A 17,187-nucleotide genomic window follows, 5' to 3' on the forward strand; every position below is an offset into this window, starting at 1 on the left:
AAAGGTAAAAGTTAAAACAATAAATCTTTTGACTTTTACCTTTTTACTTTTTACTTTTTCCCAGTAGCAGATAAGTTGTCATTTGCTGCTGATGGGGAATTTCTATTTCATCCTGTGGTTCTAGAATAAATTCATCACGTATATATTCGTAAGCAGTAGCGCTAACTTGAATAGTGTCGGCTAAACTTTGAGACTCGATAGATTTAGCAATATTGATTGTGTCTATTAAACCAAGTGCAGCTGCTGTGACGACTCCTGTATGGATACCGACGCAAATTTTCAGGTTTTGCTGATTTTCTATATTAAATGTGGCGATCGCATTTTGCATATCTAACGCCATTTGCGCTATAGCTTGGGCATGATCTGAGCGTTTTGTAGGTAATCCCCCAATCACTATATACGCTTCATTGATGGTTTTGATTTTTTCTAAACCGTAGCGATTACAAAGACGATCGAAATTGGCAAAAATTGGACAGAGTAAATTAACTAATTGCATCGCACTTTCCAAAGCTGAAATTTCGTTTAAACCGACAATATCTGCACATAAAACAGTCACATTAATCACATCTGCGGCTGTACCCTCTATTGGTGTTTGGAGATTATTAGATGTCAATGCTGGTATTCTTGCTTGCCAGAGTTGTTCTGTTTGTGCTTCCTGTTGCTGCAATGCTGCTTCTAATGCTACTCGCCTTGTAATATTACGAAAAATCCCACGAGTTGCTACTGGTATGCCATGAGCAAATTTACAATTTATATTACCTTCTAAAAAAACTGTTTGACCATTTTTAGCAATGAAAGCCGCCTTAACTTGGTCTAACTGTTCTCCTGACATTAAACGATAAAACATTTGTCGACAATGTTCTTGAGAATCAGGATGTATAATGTCAAATACATTCATTTGCTCCACTTCTGCGGCGCTGTATCCTAATGTTTGACACCATGTTCGATTAACATATAAAAATCGTCCATACGCATTAACAGACTGAATTAAATCATTAGCATTTTCACAAATATCACGGTATCGAGATTCACTTTCTAACAAATCATCTTCTGCTTGTTTGCGTTTCATAAAATGAGCGATTTGACTACTGACAGAAACCATCATTTGTAACAAGTCTGCATCTTTGGGTTGGACATCGCGGCTAAAAAAAGTCATCACTCCTAAAATTTTATTGTCGTCTAGGATGGGGAACCCAAATGCTGAACGTAATCCCGCTGTGACAGCAGTGGGCGATCGCTGTAAATCTCCATAGTCTAAAATATTTTTAATCCATAAAGCAGAACGTCTTTCCCAAATTTGTCCAGGTAGTCCCACACTCGGAAGATATGTAGTTTGCCATGTCACAGCTTTAAATTCACGCACTGCTACGAGTCGGCTTGACCAAATTTCTACGCATCTTAATACTGCATCATCACTTTCTTCTGGCACATTTGTACTAATATATTCACTTGTTGTCCATAATTCCCCTACATCCCACTCTAAATTTTGACAAATTGCCTGTAAAATTTCTGGTATTGCCTGTTGAATATTGTGTGATTCTGAGAGAATTCGGGTAATAGCATATTGGGCAACATGACGTTGTTCTCGACGCTGGCGACTCGTAATATCTCGACCAAGATAAATAATATCTTCTAAAACTTCATTTTTTTTCTGCATCACTGTACAAGAAAAAGCTACTAGCACTTTTTCTCGCGTTTTTTTGCGGCAAACAACTTCAAAATGCTGTAAATCTCGGTTGATTTTGCTGTAATGATTAATAATCCTGAGTAATAAAAAATTGTCATCAAATATCAAAGATATTGGTTTATTGATTAATTCTTCTTCGGAAAAATCAAACAACTTTTGCGCTGCCGGATTAACTTGCTTAATTTTGCCTGTATTGGTAGTTATCAATAAGGCATCTGCCATTGAATTGATAACTGTATCCATATAATTTTTATATGTTACCAGTGTCATTGACAGCAGACTAGTAGCGTTAGTTAATTTTGATAAATCTTGTTTTGATTGAAATTTTTCTGTAACATCTTCAATAAAAATTATCAATCTTATTTCCGATAGCTTTTCGCTAGATTCACCAATAATATATATGTTGATATAAATATCCGGTTGATTCTCACAAGTTCTTCTAATTGCTACTAATTCAAAACTTGCTTGTTGACCTTGGATGATAGATTTTAATATCTCTTCTTTGCCAATAAATTCAGGAAACCCTAAACGAATATCTGTGCCTAAAATCACCGCTTCTGGTTGCAGGGCAAAGCGCTGTACTTGCTCAGATTTATCTACAATACAGAAATGAACATCTAGTTCTAAATATTCAAATTTACGTAAAGTCGAATATTTATTAAAAATCTGCTCGACTACTTCGTGTTTCATTATGTTCTTGAGTAAGTAATGCAATTATTTAATATTTCATTCCCTCAAGACTCAAGACTAAAGCCTCTAGTCCTAGTATTTACATTTCAGTACCAGTTATAATTCTATAGTTTATTCATCAAAGATTTAACAATTTAAGATACTGTGTGATAGCGATCGCGTAACCAACTGAGGCGAACTTCTAACCGTTCCAGACTCTCAGGATGTTGTTGCCCAATAATGAAATTCCACATTACGCCTTGAAAAGTCCGCGCTTCAATAAACAAATCTAATATTTCCTGATCTATCACTAGATCATAACCATTCAATGCCGCCGTGGCACGTTCTATGTCCGTACCAAAGACATAGCTAGAAGCAATAAAACAGGCAATATCCCAAGCAATGTGACCAATAAACGTATCTTCCCAATCTGTCCATAGTACTCCGCGTGTGGTGTTAAGCACATTAGAAAAATTGGAGTCTCCATGAAGCGGTTGCATCGGTAACTGAAGTTGCTGAAATCGACTTTTGAGATGATGATTTACTGCTTGCAACATTTGGGCATCACTGAGGCTGAATGCTGCTTGAGATATGAGAGTAGACAGCAAACTCTCAGACTCATTTAAAGGATCTAAAACTGTCAATTCACCTGCAAAGTCTACTAAAGCTTCATGACAATCTCGTAAAGTCTGTCCAACAATAGTTGCGTCTGGTAGTTCATCTATTTCTTCGACAAATTCCCAAAAACTTAGAACTAATCCATTATGCTGATGCGGCCCTGGTTGAATGAGGTTGGTTGGACTCACCACAGGTGCGCCTGCTGCGGCTAAATAACTAGCTACGGCGACTTCTTTGGCAAACCAAGCATCACCAAAGCGCACTGTACCCGTTGTAGTTGCTATACGTGCAACTACAGGGACAGGCTGTAAATGAATCACCAAATTGCTTCTGTCTTGCAGAATCACAGCCTCATCAAAATTCAGCCCTTGTTGTTTGGCGACTGCACAAGCGGCCTTGATAGCATTTTCGAGACGAGACTTTTCCGATGGACTAGTCATGATGGCGAAAGCAGAAAACTTCAGTTAGCTGGATGCTATTTTAGGATTTCGTCTAGCAAGTTTCTTGCTGGTTGGGCTTTTGTTAATGCGGCTTGATGGTCACTGTAAGCCTTAACTAGACGTACTAGACCACTTACCCCAGCCTTGAGTGATTCCAACTCCTCACCAGCCAATAGTTCACCATCTAGCATTCTTTGGACTAAAGGTTTAATATCGCCGACTTCCTGACGAACTTTTTGCAGTTTTTCAACGCTACTGAGTAAAGCTTTCAGCGAGTTCAGGATATTATCAATATCTTGGACATCCTCTACTGGTTCGGGCGCATCTTGAACCGTGACTGTATCTTCGGTATTTGAAGCTACAGCAGGTTCTTGAGTAGAAGTTTCTCCTTTCGCCCCGTTGGATTTTGCCATGAATATTTCCTCAAGAATTTTTCCCAGTCTATCGTTAAACCCATCATCTAGTGTGTGAACTCAGTTGGCGAATAATTTTTCCGCATGAGGAAGGATGACCGAGATCGCAGCACAAAATGGCTTGTCCTGATTGGCATTTTTTCTGAGGCTATTTGATTTATACTTTTAGATTCGTCTGAAATTATCGAAAAGAGCAGTTTGAAAGTTGTATGTCCAGCCTAAGTCCTGACATGGTACGCGTTTATTTACGAGAGATTGGCCAGTTCCCTTTACTCACCTCAGACCAAGAAATAACTTATGGCAGGCAAGTACAGCAAATGATTGCCGTTGAGGAGCAGAAAAAGCAACTTAGTCAACAATTGCATCGGGAACCGAAGTTAGCAGAATTAGCAGATTTTGTCAACAAAAGTGAAGCTGAAGTTACTCAAATACTTCAGCTTGGTCAGAGAGCTAAACAAAAAATGGTGACAGCAAACCTCCGACTGGTGGTTTCTATCGCCAAAAAATACCAGCGTCGCAATCTGGAGTTATTGGATTTGATTCAAGAAGGTGCGATCGGGTTACAACGAGGTATAGAAAAGTTTGATCCCAACCGTGGCTATAAGTTATCAACTTACGCCTACTGGTGGATTAGTCAAGCTATCACCAGAGCGATCGCCGAAAAATCCCGTACTGTTAGACTACCAATTCACGTTAACGAAAAACTCAATCAAATTAAAAAAGTCCAGCGAGAATTGTTTCAAACCCTTGGTCGCCGCGCTACTGTTACAGAGATTGCTCAAAAATTGGATATACAAGCAAGCCAAATTCGAGAATATCTCAGTGCTGCTAGTTCAACAATTTCTTTAGATTTAAAAGTGGGGGATAACCAAGACACAGAACTCAGTGAACTTTTAAGTGATGATGGCATCTCACCCAATGAACAAATTACTCAAGAAATGCTACGCCAGGACTTGGATAATTTGTTAGCTTCACTCAAACCCGTACAACGTGAAGTCTTAATTTTGCGCTTTGGACTTTTAGACAATCAAGAACGCAGTTTGGCTCAGATTGGCGAAAAGCTCAATGTTAGCCGAGAACGAGTTCGTCAAATTCAGCAGCAAGCTATGAATATTTTGCGTCGTCAACAACCAGAAATGGGACAATATTTATCTTCCTAATATTTAGTGCTAAGTTACCGAACTTTGCTCAACGCGGGGAACCCGCGCACGCAAGTTCTCTCCGCACGCAAGTTCTCGCTGATTGCTGAGTCAGAAAAAGAGTTCATGTACAGACGTTGTATACAACGTCTGTACATGATTTATAGGGTTCAGCTTCATACTCCTTGCAGAGATAGCGCACCCAAAATTGCGATCGCATACTCTAACCACTTAGGCACACGCAAGCTGCGATGGCTCAACAGTCGGTGATAGCCTAGACAAACTCCAATACTGCCAAATAGCCAGTGTAGAAACAACGCTACAGCTAATGCAGACCATGAAAAACACCACGGTGCTAATAATGCCAGGGCATGAATTATCCCAAAAAATACTACAGTTAGCCAATCCAGACGCAACGCCTGGGGATTATCTGAGTAAGCCCTGATTGTATTAAATTTCACAAACACTCCTCATCCCAATTTAAAATTCAAAAAGTAAAACTTTGACTTTTTACTTTTGCCTTTTTACCTTTGCCTTCCTTACACCCAATCTCTAGGCTGGAGAAAAACTTCTGTCAGTTCTGCTTCCGGGCTTCCTGCTTCTGGTTCATAGCAATATTCCCAACGAGCTAAAGGTGGTAAAGACATGAGAATCGATTCAGTCCTTCCCTTTGTTTGCAGCCCGAAAACTGTACCTCTGTCGTAGACTAAATTAAACTCAACGTAACGACCCCGACGGTAAAGTTGAAAATGACGCTGGCGATCGCCATACTCTGTTTGTTGTCGTCGTTCTACAATGGGTACGTAAGCAGGTAAAAAAGCTTGACCGCAAGACTGCACAAAAGCAAAAATATCTTCCCAGTTACGCTCTACATTGCCCACTTTTTGGCTGTAAATTGCCGCTGGAGTATCTACTTGACAGCCAACATAAAGCTGACTACTAGCATCTTGATAATCGAAGAAAATTCCGCCAATACCTCGCTGTTCTTGGCGATGCTGTAAATAAAAGTATTCATCACACCAACGTTTAAAGGTTGGATAATATTCTGCATGATGAACATCACAAGCATTTTTTAGTGTCTGATGAAAGTGAACAGCATCCTCTTTAAAGGTATAATATGGTGTTAAATCAGCCCCACCACCAAACCACCAAATCGGGCCAGCCTCAAAGTAGCGATAGTTGAGATGTACGGTGGGTACATAAGGATTACGAGGATGCAGCACCATTGAAGTTCCTGTGGCAAAAAAGTCATGTCCAGCAGCTTCTGGACGTTGCGCCAAAATAGCAGGCGGTAAGCTTTTCCCCCACACTGCGGAAAAGTTTACGCCACCCTGCTCAAACACCCGCCCTTCTCGAATCACGCGAGTACGTCCTACTCCCCCTTCTTCTCGCTCCCAATAATCTTGTTGAAAGCGTGCTTCCCCGTCCAGTTGCTCTAACCCTGTGCAAATCTCATCCTGTATGTTCTGCATGAATTGTTGCACTCGTTGTCGTGAATCCTTGGGTATGGTGTTGGTAGGTGATGCCAGGAATGTTGTGTGATTTGGAGATACTTGCAGAGAACGATCAGAATGACGGCGCATGGTAAAACCTCTAAAACTTCGAGTAAGTGTAATTGCTACCACTTAATAACTCTATAGTTATGAACGAGATTTAGTTCGGGGAAGTTGCAAAAGTTAATAAATTGTCTAAAATCCTGCCATCTCAAGCTTTTAGATTGTCAGATATTGCATCTAGACCCTAGTAATTTCCGACTTTACTAAAGGATTGTAAAGAGGTCTAGTCAAAAAATGCTACCTATTATAACTTGATAGCTATAAAGTTATTTACTGAATTACCGCATTACTTATGGTTAATACTCTACCCAAACCAGGAATTAAAACCCCCAGCAAAGAAACTGTACTCACGCCTCGGTTTTATACAACAGATTTTGAAAAAGCTGCCAACCTAGATTTATCTGCTCAAGATACAGAATTGCAGGCGATGTTAGCCGAGATGCGAGCAGACTACAACCGTCACCACTTTGTCCGAGATGAAGCATTTGAGCAATCATGGGAACACATTGACGGCGAAGCGAGACAAGCGTTTATTGAGTATTTAGAGCGCTCTTGCATTTCTGAATTTTCTGGCTTTTTGCTGTTCAAGGAATTATCCCGCAAGTTGAAAAATTGCAGTCCCCTATTAGCAGAGATGTTTCAATTAATGGCGCGGGATGAAGCTCGCCACGCCGGCTTTCTCAACAAAGCAATGGGGGATTTTAAACTTTCCCTAGATTTAGCCACGGTGACTAAAACCCGCACCTATACGTTTTTCCCAATAGAGTGGGTACTGTATACCGTTTACCTATCAGAAAAAATCGGCTATTGGCGTTACATCATTATTTACAGACATCTAGAACAGCACCCAGAAAACCAGTTTTACCCCATATTCCGCTACTTTGAGAGTTGGTGTCAGGACGAAAACCGCCACGGGGATATATTTAAGGCGCTGTTACGTTCTCAACCGCAACTATGGAACAACTGGAAAGCTAAACTGTGGAGTCGCTTTTTTTTGCTATCGGTATTTGCTACCCACACAATGACAGTTCATGAACGGTCTGGTTTTTACAAATCATTAGGACTTGATGCGACAGAATTTGACCGCCAGGTTGTGCAGAACACAAATGAAACAGCCGGACGGGCTTTTCCGGTGATGTTAAATACCGAACATCCCCAGTTCTTCACTCGATTACAACGCTGTGCGGGTTACAACTTAAAAATTGCCAACATTGAGCGCAGTTCTCAGTCAAAATTTATCAAGCTGATGCGTAAACTACCATTAATTGCCGCTATTGTTGGGAATCTATTGTTGCTTTACCTGATCAAACCCATTGATACTGAGAATTTGCGAGCAACCGTGCGTTAGTTTTGGGAAAAGTTTCCCAATTAGGATAACAACCTCCCAATATTTTTTAAAGGAGGTTGTTGCCGTATTTTATTGACAACTTAATTTGTGTAGCGATCGCTCATAATTCAATCATGAACGCTACCATCAGGCATGATGGCTCCTTGAAAATCAGCATTTGTGAGAATCGCCCCTGTTAAGTCTGCGCCTTGCAGATTTGCTTTTCGCAGAACTGCACTATCGAGATTGGCATAACTCAAGTCTGCATTTTTTAAACTAGCTCCACTTAAATCTGCGGCTAAGTTACCCCACTGAATTGTCTTACTCAAATTAGCACGGCACAATTTGGCTTGATCTAAATTAGCGTGATGCAAAGACACGGCTCTGAGGTCAGCGTAACTTAAATCTGCTCCACTCAAAACCGCATATCCTAAATCTGTGCGCTGGTTAGAACTAGGGCGTAAATCTACCTGAAATAGCAACGCACGAGATAAGTTTGCCCCATGCAAATTCGCGCCACACATACTAGATTTAATTAAGTTAGTTTCTTCTAACCGAGTATTGACTAATTTCGCACCTGTTAAATCAGCTTCTCGCAGCACAGCACGATATAAGTCTGCTTCACTTAAATCTATACCCCAAAGAATAGATTCACTCAAGTCCGCTTCTCGTAAACAAGCTTGGCTGAGATTCGTTTTACCCAATCTTGTTTGACGCAAGTCAGCATAGCTAAAATCTGCACCTGTAAGATTGGCATTAGTTAATTCGGCTTCTTTTAAATTGAGTTTTTGGAAGTTTCTTTTGCCAGCAATATATGATTTGAGAATTTCATTTATATTCATAAATTAATGTTAAAAATTCTAGGTTGAAGAAATTACTTTATGGGTTCTGGAAAATCTTAGACGCGCAAGTAGTTTCCCGCAAGGTACCACAGAGGCACAGAGTCAGAAGAGTTGGAGAGGTTTTTTCGTTAGTCCTAAAAATTTTATTGTAGTTAATTAAGCATGATGTTCTGGGAAAAACAGCCTAGATGCAGCAGCCTTAGCCACAATGCAGATTTAGCGCTCAATTCACCACACTGTTGCTACTAGACCTTAGCCGTCAAATCTGCCATCAATTCTGCAACAGACATGATACGCTCAGGATGACTAACATTAGCACCTGAAAAAATTAAACCATGTTCTACATCACCACGGGCGGCTTGAGCTAAAGCATTCAACAAGCAATAGGTTTTGCCTTTATCTCGAAATAAACAAGTTTCTAAACAGTTGGCAATACACCGCCGTTCCTGTAATGAATCTGTTATGATTTGCTCGGCAAAAGAATTGCGTAAAGCCCGACTAGGTTTGCCAACGGGGCTGGGTACTGTGACGATATCTGCTAAATTTGCTTGCAAATGACGTTCTTTATAACGTTGATTGGCATCACATTCAATTGTCGTAATAAAGCGAGTACCAATTTGCACGCCATCCGCCCCAATTGCTAACATTTGATTAATATCGTGGCGATCGCTAATTCCCCCTGTCACAATCAAAGGTATCCTCGCACCCATCGTCTCTATTAAATAATCTCGAATTTGCGAAATCACCCACCCAATGGAAAACCCCGGAACATTTATCTGTTCACATTGGGTAAAATGTCCGCCCACCTTCTGGCAATTTTCTACAATTAAAGCATCGGGTAAACGATTATATCGACTTTTCCAAGTCTGACAAAGAAACTGAGCCGCCTCGACATTGGCTATAGTCGGTACAAGGGCAACATCAGGAAAATCAACAGTATATTCTGGTAAAGTTAAAGGCATTCCTGCCCCAGTCACAATTAAATTTGCGCCCTCGGCTGCGGCGGTTGTTGCTAATTTTGAGTAATCTTTCGTCCCTACAAGAATATTTACCCCAATTACTCCATCTGGGCTGATACTCCTGGCTTGAGACAATTCATCGATGAGTGCGAGTCGATTGGCGGCGAAAAAACTACTACGTTTGCGTTGATTAAAGTAAGGAGAATCTAAACCTAGCCCCAGCGAAGCAATTATCCCTACACCGCCAGCATTGGCAACTGCGCCAGCTAATTGTGCGCCAGATACCCGTACTGCCATTGCTGCTTGCATGATAGGATAACGGGCAATATGTTTACCAATCTGCAAGGGATGAAGCATCGGGGACATTTGATAATTACTCATTCTTAACTAAATAACTGAAGAGTAATTTTATCATCTCCGTGTGACTTTGATTGAGCCGTTATCTGTGTGTATGTTTCCGGTTCTTTCCCCACCCTGGAAAAAATTAGAGACGCGAAATTTCGCGTCTCTACAAAAATTACAACCTAGCTAAAACTGGTTGACTATCTACCGCACTCATAGAATTTGAGTCTGTATCTGTGCAGTAGATTTCGCAGGAGTTATTGGGACTTTCTATTAGTTTGATTTTGTAAAGCTGCGCTCCTAGGTTTTGGATGGGCGATCGCAGTAAATTACTAATATACAGGGCGATATTTTCCGCAGTCGGCACAACCTCCGCAAAATAAGGCACATCTTTATTCAAAAAGGTGTGATCAAATGGTTCTACCACATAATCGGCGATCGCTTGATGCAATGCACCTAAATCAACAATCATCCCGGTGCGCTGATCAATTTCGCCTTTCACAGTCACTTCTAAATGATAGTTGTGTCCGTGGCCGTTAGTCCGAGCGCATTTACCATAAATCTCAGTGTTATCTTCTAAGCTAAGATCAGGATGTGCCAACCGATGGGCAGCGCTGAAGTGAGTACTGATACTGAGGTAAGCTTCCATTGAGTTTCCCATATAATCTGCCCAAAGTTCAGGATGTTCAAATAACTGTACGCGGACTACAGGCAAGTGGGGTGCTAACCGCCGCCAGATAACCCGTGCAATATTTTCAGTGGTGGGGAGAGTTTCTTGAAATTCTGCCCAGATATCATTGAGATAAGAAAAATCTAGAACGCTGGTAACTTCGCGTTTAATTACTTGTTTAACATCAGACAAATTCAGCACCATACCATACTTATCTAGTTCCCCAGCTAGGGAAATAAATAAAACATAGTTATGTCCATGTCCAGGAAATTTTGAGCCAGCACCAAATTTCTCAAAATTCTCAGCTTCACTCAGTTCGGGTAGCCAATAGCGATGACTAGCCGAAAATTGAGCGCGGCGATTTACGATACATTGCATGAGTACACTGGGAAAAAATTTTAAACTTTCTTAATCTTTCACTTTTTCCAGCATAAACTAATTTCTTGGTCTGTGGTGAGAGGAAGAATATATTGCTCGTATAATATCTCTCAATACAACTTCATCCAAAAAGCGGGAAGAACTGCTGCTCTTAAACTTTTGACTATGGCTTCTGTCTTAAAATGATAGCAGGAGCCTAATAAATTTAAATTTATACATTACTCTTATGCCTTACCCCAAACTCAGTGGTGAAGAAATTACCCAACGTGGTAAAGAACTCTATGACAACAGTATTCGTTCGCAAGTGGAGACAGCACAGAACATTGGCAAGATAATTTCTATTAATGTGGAAACGGGTGAATATGAAATTGGTGATGATTTAATCATTACAAGTCGCAAATTACAAGCTAAACAAGCTGATGCACCAATTTGGGCAGGAAGAATTGGTTTTAACGCGGTCTATGCGGTTGGTGGTACATTAATTAGGACGACATCGTGATACATGGAACTGTCGTTGGTCTACAAGCTCGAATTAATTTGATTTTTTGTCTGTCTCAAAGTTCAAGTATAGAAATTGAATTTGTTGTTGATACAGGTTTTGAAGGCTATTTGACTCTACCATCCGCAGTAATTACTGAGCTTGTTTTGCCTTACTTAGCTCGAATTGATGCTAATCTTGCTGATAATTCCAATGTTCCTGTTAACGTTCATCTAGCAACTATTCTTTGGAAAGGTACAGAGCAGAATGTTGCTGTGCTGGCAATGGGTAGTCGTCCTCTCATTGGTACTGCGCTGTTGGAAGATAGCCATCTCAGTATAGATTTTTATGATGGCGGTACAGTTATAGTTGATGAGATTTTGTGATGTTGAGCAAGTTTTGCAATGGTTCAGCTAAAAGTTGTGTTAGAAGCGATCGCAGTATTCATCCTTTTCTCCTTTAGCTATAAATATAAAATTTACTGATTCACTGCCACTTGGGCTTCGTAGTGTAATCTTGTTGCTATGCGAAACATTTCTTGCCCTGTGTGCAGATAGCGATCGTCATAACTTAGGGGAAAGTAGGCAAATTCTTCTATGCCATCTGCTACTTGATTGAGGCTGTAGTAGAGATGTGCCGCAGTTCTCGCTAAACTAGGAGGGTTAGGCAAAGACCGAAAGATAACTTGAGCTTGTTTAATCTCGTCTCGACAAGTATCTAAATATTCTTGAAATGCTTCTAATAATTGATCATCAAAAGGATCAGCAGCTAATTGCTCAATTTGCTCTTCTAGAGAATCAAGAATTTCTTCCAGTATGCGGTTAACTGGTTGATAAATTAAACGTAGCCATTCTTCAATTTGTTCATCAACATTTTTACCAGATTTTCGATTGGCTTGGTAATGTTTTTGTGCTGATGCTGCCCGTTGTTGGCGATTTTGAGAGTCAAGCTGCAATTTTTGGTCATAGTCAAGGCGATTTTGAGAGTCACCCAAGACTTCATAAGCAGCGTTGATGCGGATAATTTTATCCTTATCGGCGGTTTTTTGGTTGCTGTCAGGATGAAATAGTTTTACCAAGCGGCGATAAGCTTGTTTAATCTCCGCTTGGCTGGCATCACGATTAATTTTGAGCGTTTCGTAGTGGTTATCAGTGTGCTTGGAGTCAACCATTGTTCTAATTGATTGTTAGCTGACGCTGGTGGGTATTTTTGCTTCCAGGTCTTGGAACAACGGTGTACTCAAATACCTTTCTCCAAAACTGGGCTGAATCATCACAATTAAGCGTCCCGCATTTTCTGGACGTTGGGCAACTTTAATTGCAGCACATAAAGCCGCACCGCTGGAAATTCCCGATAATAGCCCTTCTTCTCTGGCTAAACGCCGTCCATACTCGATCGCATCTTCGTCACTGACGGTAATTACTTCATCAATGAACTTGATTTTCAGCACTTGTGGAATAAACCCCGCACCAATCCCTTGGATTTTGTGCGCTCCTGGTTGTCCACCTGATAAGATTGGGCTATTGGCTGGTTCAACTGCGATCGCCTGAAAACTTGGTTTACGTGCTTTGAGAACTTCTGCTACACCAGTAATCGTACCACCTGTACCCACTCCAGCAACAATCATATCTACTTGACCATCGGTATCTTCCCAGATTTCCTCAGCGGTAGTTTCTCGATGAATTTTGGCATTCGCTGGATTGCGAAACTGCTGCAACATATATGAGTATGGTGTAGTATTAACTATCTCTTGAGCGCGGCGAATTGCGCCACCCATACCTTCAATTCCGGGAGTGAGTTCTAATTCTGCTCCATAAGCTCGTAACATTGCCCGTCGTTCACCACTCATGGTATCAGGCATGGTCAAAATTAATCGATAACCCTTAGCTGCTGCTACCATTGCCAAGGCAATGCCTGTATTCCCCGATGTTGGTTCTACTAATACTGTCTTTCCCGGAGCAATCAATCCCTCCGCTTCAGCAGCATTAATCATACTAATCCCAATTCGGTCTTTCACTGATGCCGATGGGTTCATACTTTCCAACTTCACTAATATTTGCGCTACACAGCCATCGGCTTGGGGAATACGGTTTAATTGTACTAAGGGTGTACGACCAATAATTTCTGTTATGTTACGAGCAATTCGCATAATATTCCTTTGTAATTAGTCAAGAGTCAAAAGTCCACAGTCAAGAGTAAAAACTATTGACCATTGACTATTGACTATTAACTAATAACTAAATGTAATACATGATGTCTAGTTGCTTGCGGGAGTCTCTTTTTTCGCAAAGATGCTGAAGTGTGTAGTTTTGCAAAACAGCATTGGCAGCCAGACAAGCTTCTTGCCATATTTCATCAACAACAGCACTATCTACACTTTTGATACTGGACGTTTCTTCTGAGACTTTTACGTCTAAGCCTTCTAAGCATTCTAAAACTTCATATATTGTAATTTTCCACGGTTCTCTCGACAATAAATAGCCACCTTTGGAACCGCGTTGACTCTTAATGATACCCCCGCGTCTCAAAGTTGCTAGTAGTTGTTCTAAATAGCGATCTGGTATGTTTTGTTGAGCTGCGATTTGCCGAATTTGCATCGGTTCGCCGTTTTCGTAATGAGTTGCCATTTCTATTAGGGCTAGAATTGCGTACTCTGATTTACACGATAGTTCCACAGGCGGTAAGTAAGGCTGAAGTATGTAGACACCCTTTGGGTGGCTTCCCGAAGGGTAGTATGAAGTGTGAAGTCTGAAATTGAAATCTAAATACTTCACACTTTTCTAGTATACTCCGGTTCATTGCTGGGGTTTTTGGATTTACGATGATGATATGAGAGATGCGATCGCAATGCTGAATAATTAAAATACCTACCCAAACTCGCAACATAGACAATGCTGCACAAGTCTAAATTATTAGCTACAAGCTCCGCAACTAAGTATCTGGGAATGTGAGGAATGTCAAATCTTGTAAAGCGCAAATCACGCCAACTCAAACGCCAATCTTTTGGTTTAGTGTTGGTAATTGTGGCTTGGAGTCTGGTTATGGGTTGGCTATTTACTTCTGCTACTAGCGTTTACAGTGCTACTCCAACCTCAGAAGTAAAAACAGTTGATGTTATCCCGGCGCAGTACGAGCTAGGACAAGAACTATATATAGAAAATTGTGCTAAGTGTCATATTCCCATCCCACCACAAGTTTTACCCACCCAAACCTGGAAAAATCTTTTAGAAGACTCCCAACACTACGGTGTACAACTCCAGCCTTTAGTAGATCCAGCACGGATTCTTGTGTGGCGGTATCTTTCTACTTTCTCTCGCACCCAACTCAAAGATGAAGAAACACCTTATCGCGTAAATAAATCACGTTTCTTCAAAGCTTTGCATCCTAAAGTCGATTTACCACGTCCAGTGCAAATTAGTGGCTGTGTGAGTTGTCATCCTGGTGCAGAACAATATAATTTTCGCCGCCTTTCCCCAGAAGCGGAAAATACTAATTGAAGCTAAATAACGCGAGGTGCGACTTATTTTTGAAACCCCTCTCCAAACCTCTCCCCGCAACGGAGAGAGGCTTTGATTCTTGCTCCCCTTCCCTTGTAGGGGAGCCAGTGCGTTGCGGTGAGCAGTCCGTTGGGCGGCTTTGCCGACTTGAAGGAACTGCGAACCCGAAGGGGGGTTCCCCCCGTTGTAGCAACTGGCGTAAGGGGTTGGGGGTTAGGTTTGAGATAAAGTTGCACACGGAGTTGGGGAGATCTAAACCACACTAGTTTCTCGCCTACTTGTCACGCAAAGGAGTCCAATTACCAGAAGGAACAAACGCTGCCCAATATTGTGGATGCTGATACTCCTCTGTATTAAGCATTTCCAACTGTGCGGCACGTAAAGCTTCATGTCTCCCTTTACCCGCTTTCAAATTTTGATAATACTTCACCATTAATTCCTTTGTTGCTTCATCATTAACTTGCCACAAACTTAAAACTTGAGATTGGGAACCAGCAATTACCAAAGCACGACGCAAACCATAAACACCATCGCCAACTTTAATATCACCCTTACCAGTATCACAAGCCGACAGCACAACTAATTGATTAGAACGTAAATCTAAACCAGCAATTTCTAACGCCGTCAACACACCATCATCATCATTATTTGTGGCTTGTTTGCGTTTATTAAACCCAGCCAATGCTAAACCAGAACGTAACAAAGGATTTTCCACTTCTAAAATCTTCGGTTGGCGTGGTGTTAATTCTAAATCTAGTGATGCGTTGAGATTTTGTTCAATATCAGCGATGAAGAAACCGTGAGTAGCTAAGTGTAGAATGCTAGGGCTTTGTAGTTGTTTAACTGCGGTTTCCGTCGCATCTTTACCTAACAGTAACTTGGCATTGGGTAAAACCTTTTTAATCGCTGCGGCTTCATCTTTAGTATTAGCTAACGGGTCAAATATCAAGTTTGCCAAATCACCAGAACGCCGATTTTGCAGACCGCGTGAACCAGATGTTTTTGCAGAAGCAACAGTTTGTTTTTGGTTATCGTAGTCAATATCTGCCAATACCACAGGCGCAGAAGCATTATTATTATTTGAGCCAAAGCGTAATAAATCCCGCCCACTGGTGAGATACGAAAAAGCGTAACGCCGAATCAGGAATTTATCTTGCTCATCTTTTAATGCTTCAAAGGGAATTAATGTTAATTGCCCATCGGGTGACATTAAAATATGACTGGCATCACCCAATAATGGACGGATGGGTGCGATTAATTTTTCATCTAAAGTGCGAGCGAGTTTGTTGAATGTTCTTCCGGTGGCTAATGCTGCACGAAAATCAATGGCTAATTTATCAATTTCTGCGGCTTCGCCTAAATCAACCCACTTCGGTTCACCAGAGGAACGTAACACCGCCGCCGCATAACGCGGTTTACCGAATCGTTGATCGTCTGTTTTGGCTTTGGCGTTGTATGGTTGATACTGGACAATTTCTACCAAAGCTGCATCTTTGGGTATCTTGGCTTGAATAGCTGCTAACTCTAGTGGCTGGGTTTGCTGACGAAATTCAGCACTTTTAACACTGATAGCTGCTTCTAATTTTTCTCTCTCGGCTTCTAGTTGTTCTAGTTGAGTTTTCAGGTTAGCCGTTTGTTTACTTGGCTGAGAGTAGATTAATGCTGAGAGTTGCTGTTGTACTTGCAGCCATTGAGCGAATAATTTTTGAGTTTCGGGGTTTTTATCGAGTTGAGCGCGTAATATTTGTATACTGTCGGCTACGGCATCTAACACTAGCCCTTTGCGACGGAGTACAGTAGTTAGGGCGAGAGATGCAGCTGTTGGATTATTGCGAGCTTCTTGTAGGGATAGGGAAACAGTAGCGTCAGTTGTCCCTGAAAAAGTCCTAATGTAACTTTGTTTGCTTTTTTCCGAGCCAGTAGCAAAAATTAGATTGAGATTTTGTGCTTGAATATCTAATCCACGGCGTAAAAAATCGGTAGCATGGGTAATATCACCCTTTGTTTGATACAGGAAAGCAAAATTATTCAAGCTAGTGGCGACAAGGGGATGTTCCTTACCCAGCACCTTCTCATTAATAGTCAGTGCGCGGAGATACAGCGGCTCGGCTTGTTCATATTTCCCCTGTGTTTGATACAGTTCAGCCAAATTATTCAAGCTTTGGGCGACAT

General features: G+C 41.1%; 16 protein-coding genes and 1 pseudogene. 5 read left to right on the forward strand and 12 right to left on the reverse strand.

Annotated elements, in window-relative coordinates:
• Positions 1-43 precede the first annotated feature (43 nt).
• The 3 genes from NCWK1_RS27685 to NCWK1_RS27695 form a co-directional block, all read right to left on the reverse strand.
• Positions 44-2,377 carry an adenylate/guanylate cyclase domain-containing protein gene (locus NCWK1_RS27685; RefSeq protein WP_103126904.1) on the reverse strand — a complete coding sequence of 778 codons (2,334 nt, stop codon included), beginning with the start codon at positions 2,375-2,377 and terminating at the stop codon, positions 44-46.
• Positions 2,378-2,511: 134 nt separating this feature from the next.
• Entirely contained in the window at positions 2,512-3,414 is a 903-nt protein-coding gene (locus NCWK1_RS27690) for a phosphotransferase (RefSeq protein WP_103126905.1), read from the reverse strand.
• 35 nt (positions 3,415-3,449) lie between these two features.
• Positions 3,450-3,827 (reverse strand): hypothetical protein, encoded by a 378-nt coding sequence (locus NCWK1_RS27695; RefSeq protein ID WP_096583628.1) that lies wholly within the window; start codon positions 3,825-3,827, stop codon positions 3,450-3,452.
• Between the two features lie 209 nt (positions 3,828-4,036).
• Between NCWK1_RS27695 and NCWK1_RS27700 the strand changes: the two genes are divergently transcribed.
• A complete protein-coding gene (locus NCWK1_RS27700; protein ID WP_096583626.1) occupies positions 4,037-4,987 on the forward strand; it encodes an RpoD/SigA family RNA polymerase sigma factor in 951 nt (316 codons plus the stop codon).
• A 161-nt stretch (positions 4,988-5,148) separates the two neighbouring features.
• On the opposite strand, the pseudogene NCWK1_RS27705 reads toward NCWK1_RS27700, so the two are convergent.
• Both NCWK1_RS27705 and hemF read right to left on the reverse strand, forming a co-directional pair.
• Positions 5,149-5,412 (reverse strand): annotated as a pseudogene (locus NCWK1_RS27705) (acyl-CoA desaturase); the annotation flags it as partial.
• A 93-nt stretch (positions 5,413-5,505) separates the two neighbouring features.
• Positions 5,506-6,549 (reverse strand): oxygen-dependent coproporphyrinogen oxidase, encoded by a 1,044-nt coding sequence (hemF, locus tag NCWK1_RS27710; protein ID WP_103126906.1) that lies wholly within the window; start codon positions 6,547-6,549, stop codon positions 5,506-5,508.
• A 265-nt stretch (positions 6,550-6,814) separates the two neighbouring features.
• On the opposite strand from hemF, the gene acsF reads away from it, so the two are divergent.
• Entirely contained in the window at positions 6,815-7,870 is a 1,056-nt protein-coding gene (gene acsF / locus NCWK1_RS27715; protein ID WP_103126907.1) for a magnesium-protoporphyrin IX monomethyl ester (oxidative) cyclase, read from the forward strand.
• A gap of 107 nt (positions 7,871-7,977) precedes the next feature.
• Here acsF and hetL read toward each other — a convergent pair whose 3' ends face one another.
• The 3 genes from hetL to NCWK1_RS27730 all read right to left on the reverse strand — a co-directional run bounded on the left by hetL (position 7,978) and on the right by NCWK1_RS27730 (position 11,040).
• Positions 7,978-8,691: a heterocyst differentiation pentapeptide repeat protein HetL gene (hetL, locus tag NCWK1_RS27720; RefSeq protein WP_103126908.1), complete on the reverse strand. Its 714-nt coding sequence runs from the start codon at positions 8,689-8,691 to the stop codon at positions 7,978-7,980.
• Positions 8,692-8,936: 245 nt separating this feature from the next.
• Positions 8,937-10,016 carry an NAD(P)H-dependent flavin oxidoreductase gene (locus tag NCWK1_RS27725; protein ID WP_103126918.1) on the reverse strand — a complete coding sequence of 360 codons (1,080 nt, stop codon included), beginning with the start codon at positions 10,014-10,016 and terminating at the stop codon, positions 8,937-8,939.
• Between the two features lie 151 nt (positions 10,017-10,167).
• Positions 10,168-11,040 (reverse strand): 6-carboxytetrahydropterin synthase, encoded by an 873-nt coding sequence (locus NCWK1_RS27730; RefSeq protein WP_103126909.1) that lies wholly within the window; start codon positions 11,038-11,040, stop codon positions 10,168-10,170.
• Between the two features lie 226 nt (positions 11,041-11,266).
• Between NCWK1_RS27730 and NCWK1_RS27735 the strand changes: the two genes are divergently transcribed.
• Both NCWK1_RS27735 and NCWK1_RS27740 read left to right on the forward strand, forming a co-directional pair.
• Complete coding sequence (locus NCWK1_RS27735) at positions 11,267-11,539, forward strand: hypothetical protein (protein WP_103126910.1); 273 nt, start codon at positions 11,267-11,269, stop codon at positions 11,537-11,539.
• On the forward strand, positions 11,536-11,904 hold the full coding sequence (locus NCWK1_RS27740) for a clan AA aspartic protease (protein ID WP_103126911.1): 369 nt from the start codon (positions 11,536-11,538) through the stop codon (positions 11,902-11,904). Before NCWK1_RS27735 ends, NCWK1_RS27740 begins: the two co-directional genes overlap by 4 nt.
• Before the next feature lie 92 nt (positions 11,905-11,996).
• Here NCWK1_RS27740 and NCWK1_RS27745 read toward each other — a convergent pair whose 3' ends face one another.
• The 3 genes from NCWK1_RS27745 to NCWK1_RS27755 all read right to left on the reverse strand — a co-directional run bounded on the left by NCWK1_RS27745 (position 11,997) and on the right by NCWK1_RS27755 (position 14,193).
• Positions 11,997-12,689 (reverse strand): J domain-containing protein, encoded by a 693-nt coding sequence (locus NCWK1_RS27745; protein ID WP_103126912.1) that lies wholly within the window; start codon positions 12,687-12,689, stop codon positions 11,997-11,999.
• Positions 12,690-12,704: 15 nt separating this feature from the next.
• A complete protein-coding gene (gene cysK, locus NCWK1_RS27750; RefSeq protein ID WP_096583613.1) occupies positions 12,705-13,667 on the reverse strand; it encodes a cysteine synthase A in 963 nt (320 codons plus the stop codon).
• Positions 13,668-13,755: 88 nt separating this feature from the next.
• Positions 13,756-14,193 carry an RrF2 family transcriptional regulator gene (locus tag NCWK1_RS27755; protein WP_103126913.1) on the reverse strand — a complete coding sequence of 146 codons (438 nt, stop codon included), beginning with the start codon at positions 14,191-14,193 and terminating at the stop codon, positions 13,756-13,758.
• Positions 14,194-14,472: 279 nt separating this feature from the next.
• Here NCWK1_RS27755 and NCWK1_RS27760 point away from each other — a divergent pair, with 279 nt between their 5' ends.
• Positions 14,473-15,015, forward strand: coding sequence for a cytochrome C (locus NCWK1_RS27760; protein ID WP_103126914.1), 543 nt, complete (start codon positions 14,473-14,475; stop codon positions 15,013-15,015).
• Positions 15,016-15,289: 274 nt separating this feature from the next.
• Here NCWK1_RS27760 and NCWK1_RS27765 read toward each other — a convergent pair.
• Positions 15,290-17,187, reverse strand: a 1,898-nt coding sequence (locus NCWK1_RS27765) for a CHAT domain-containing protein (RefSeq protein WP_103126915.1), incomplete at its 5' end; no start/stop codon positions are given.

This window comes from Nostoc cycadae WK-1, from assembly GCF_002897135.1.
Taxonomy (GTDB): Bacteria; Cyanobacteriota; Cyanobacteriia; order Cyanobacteriales; family Nostocaceae; genus Nostoc_B.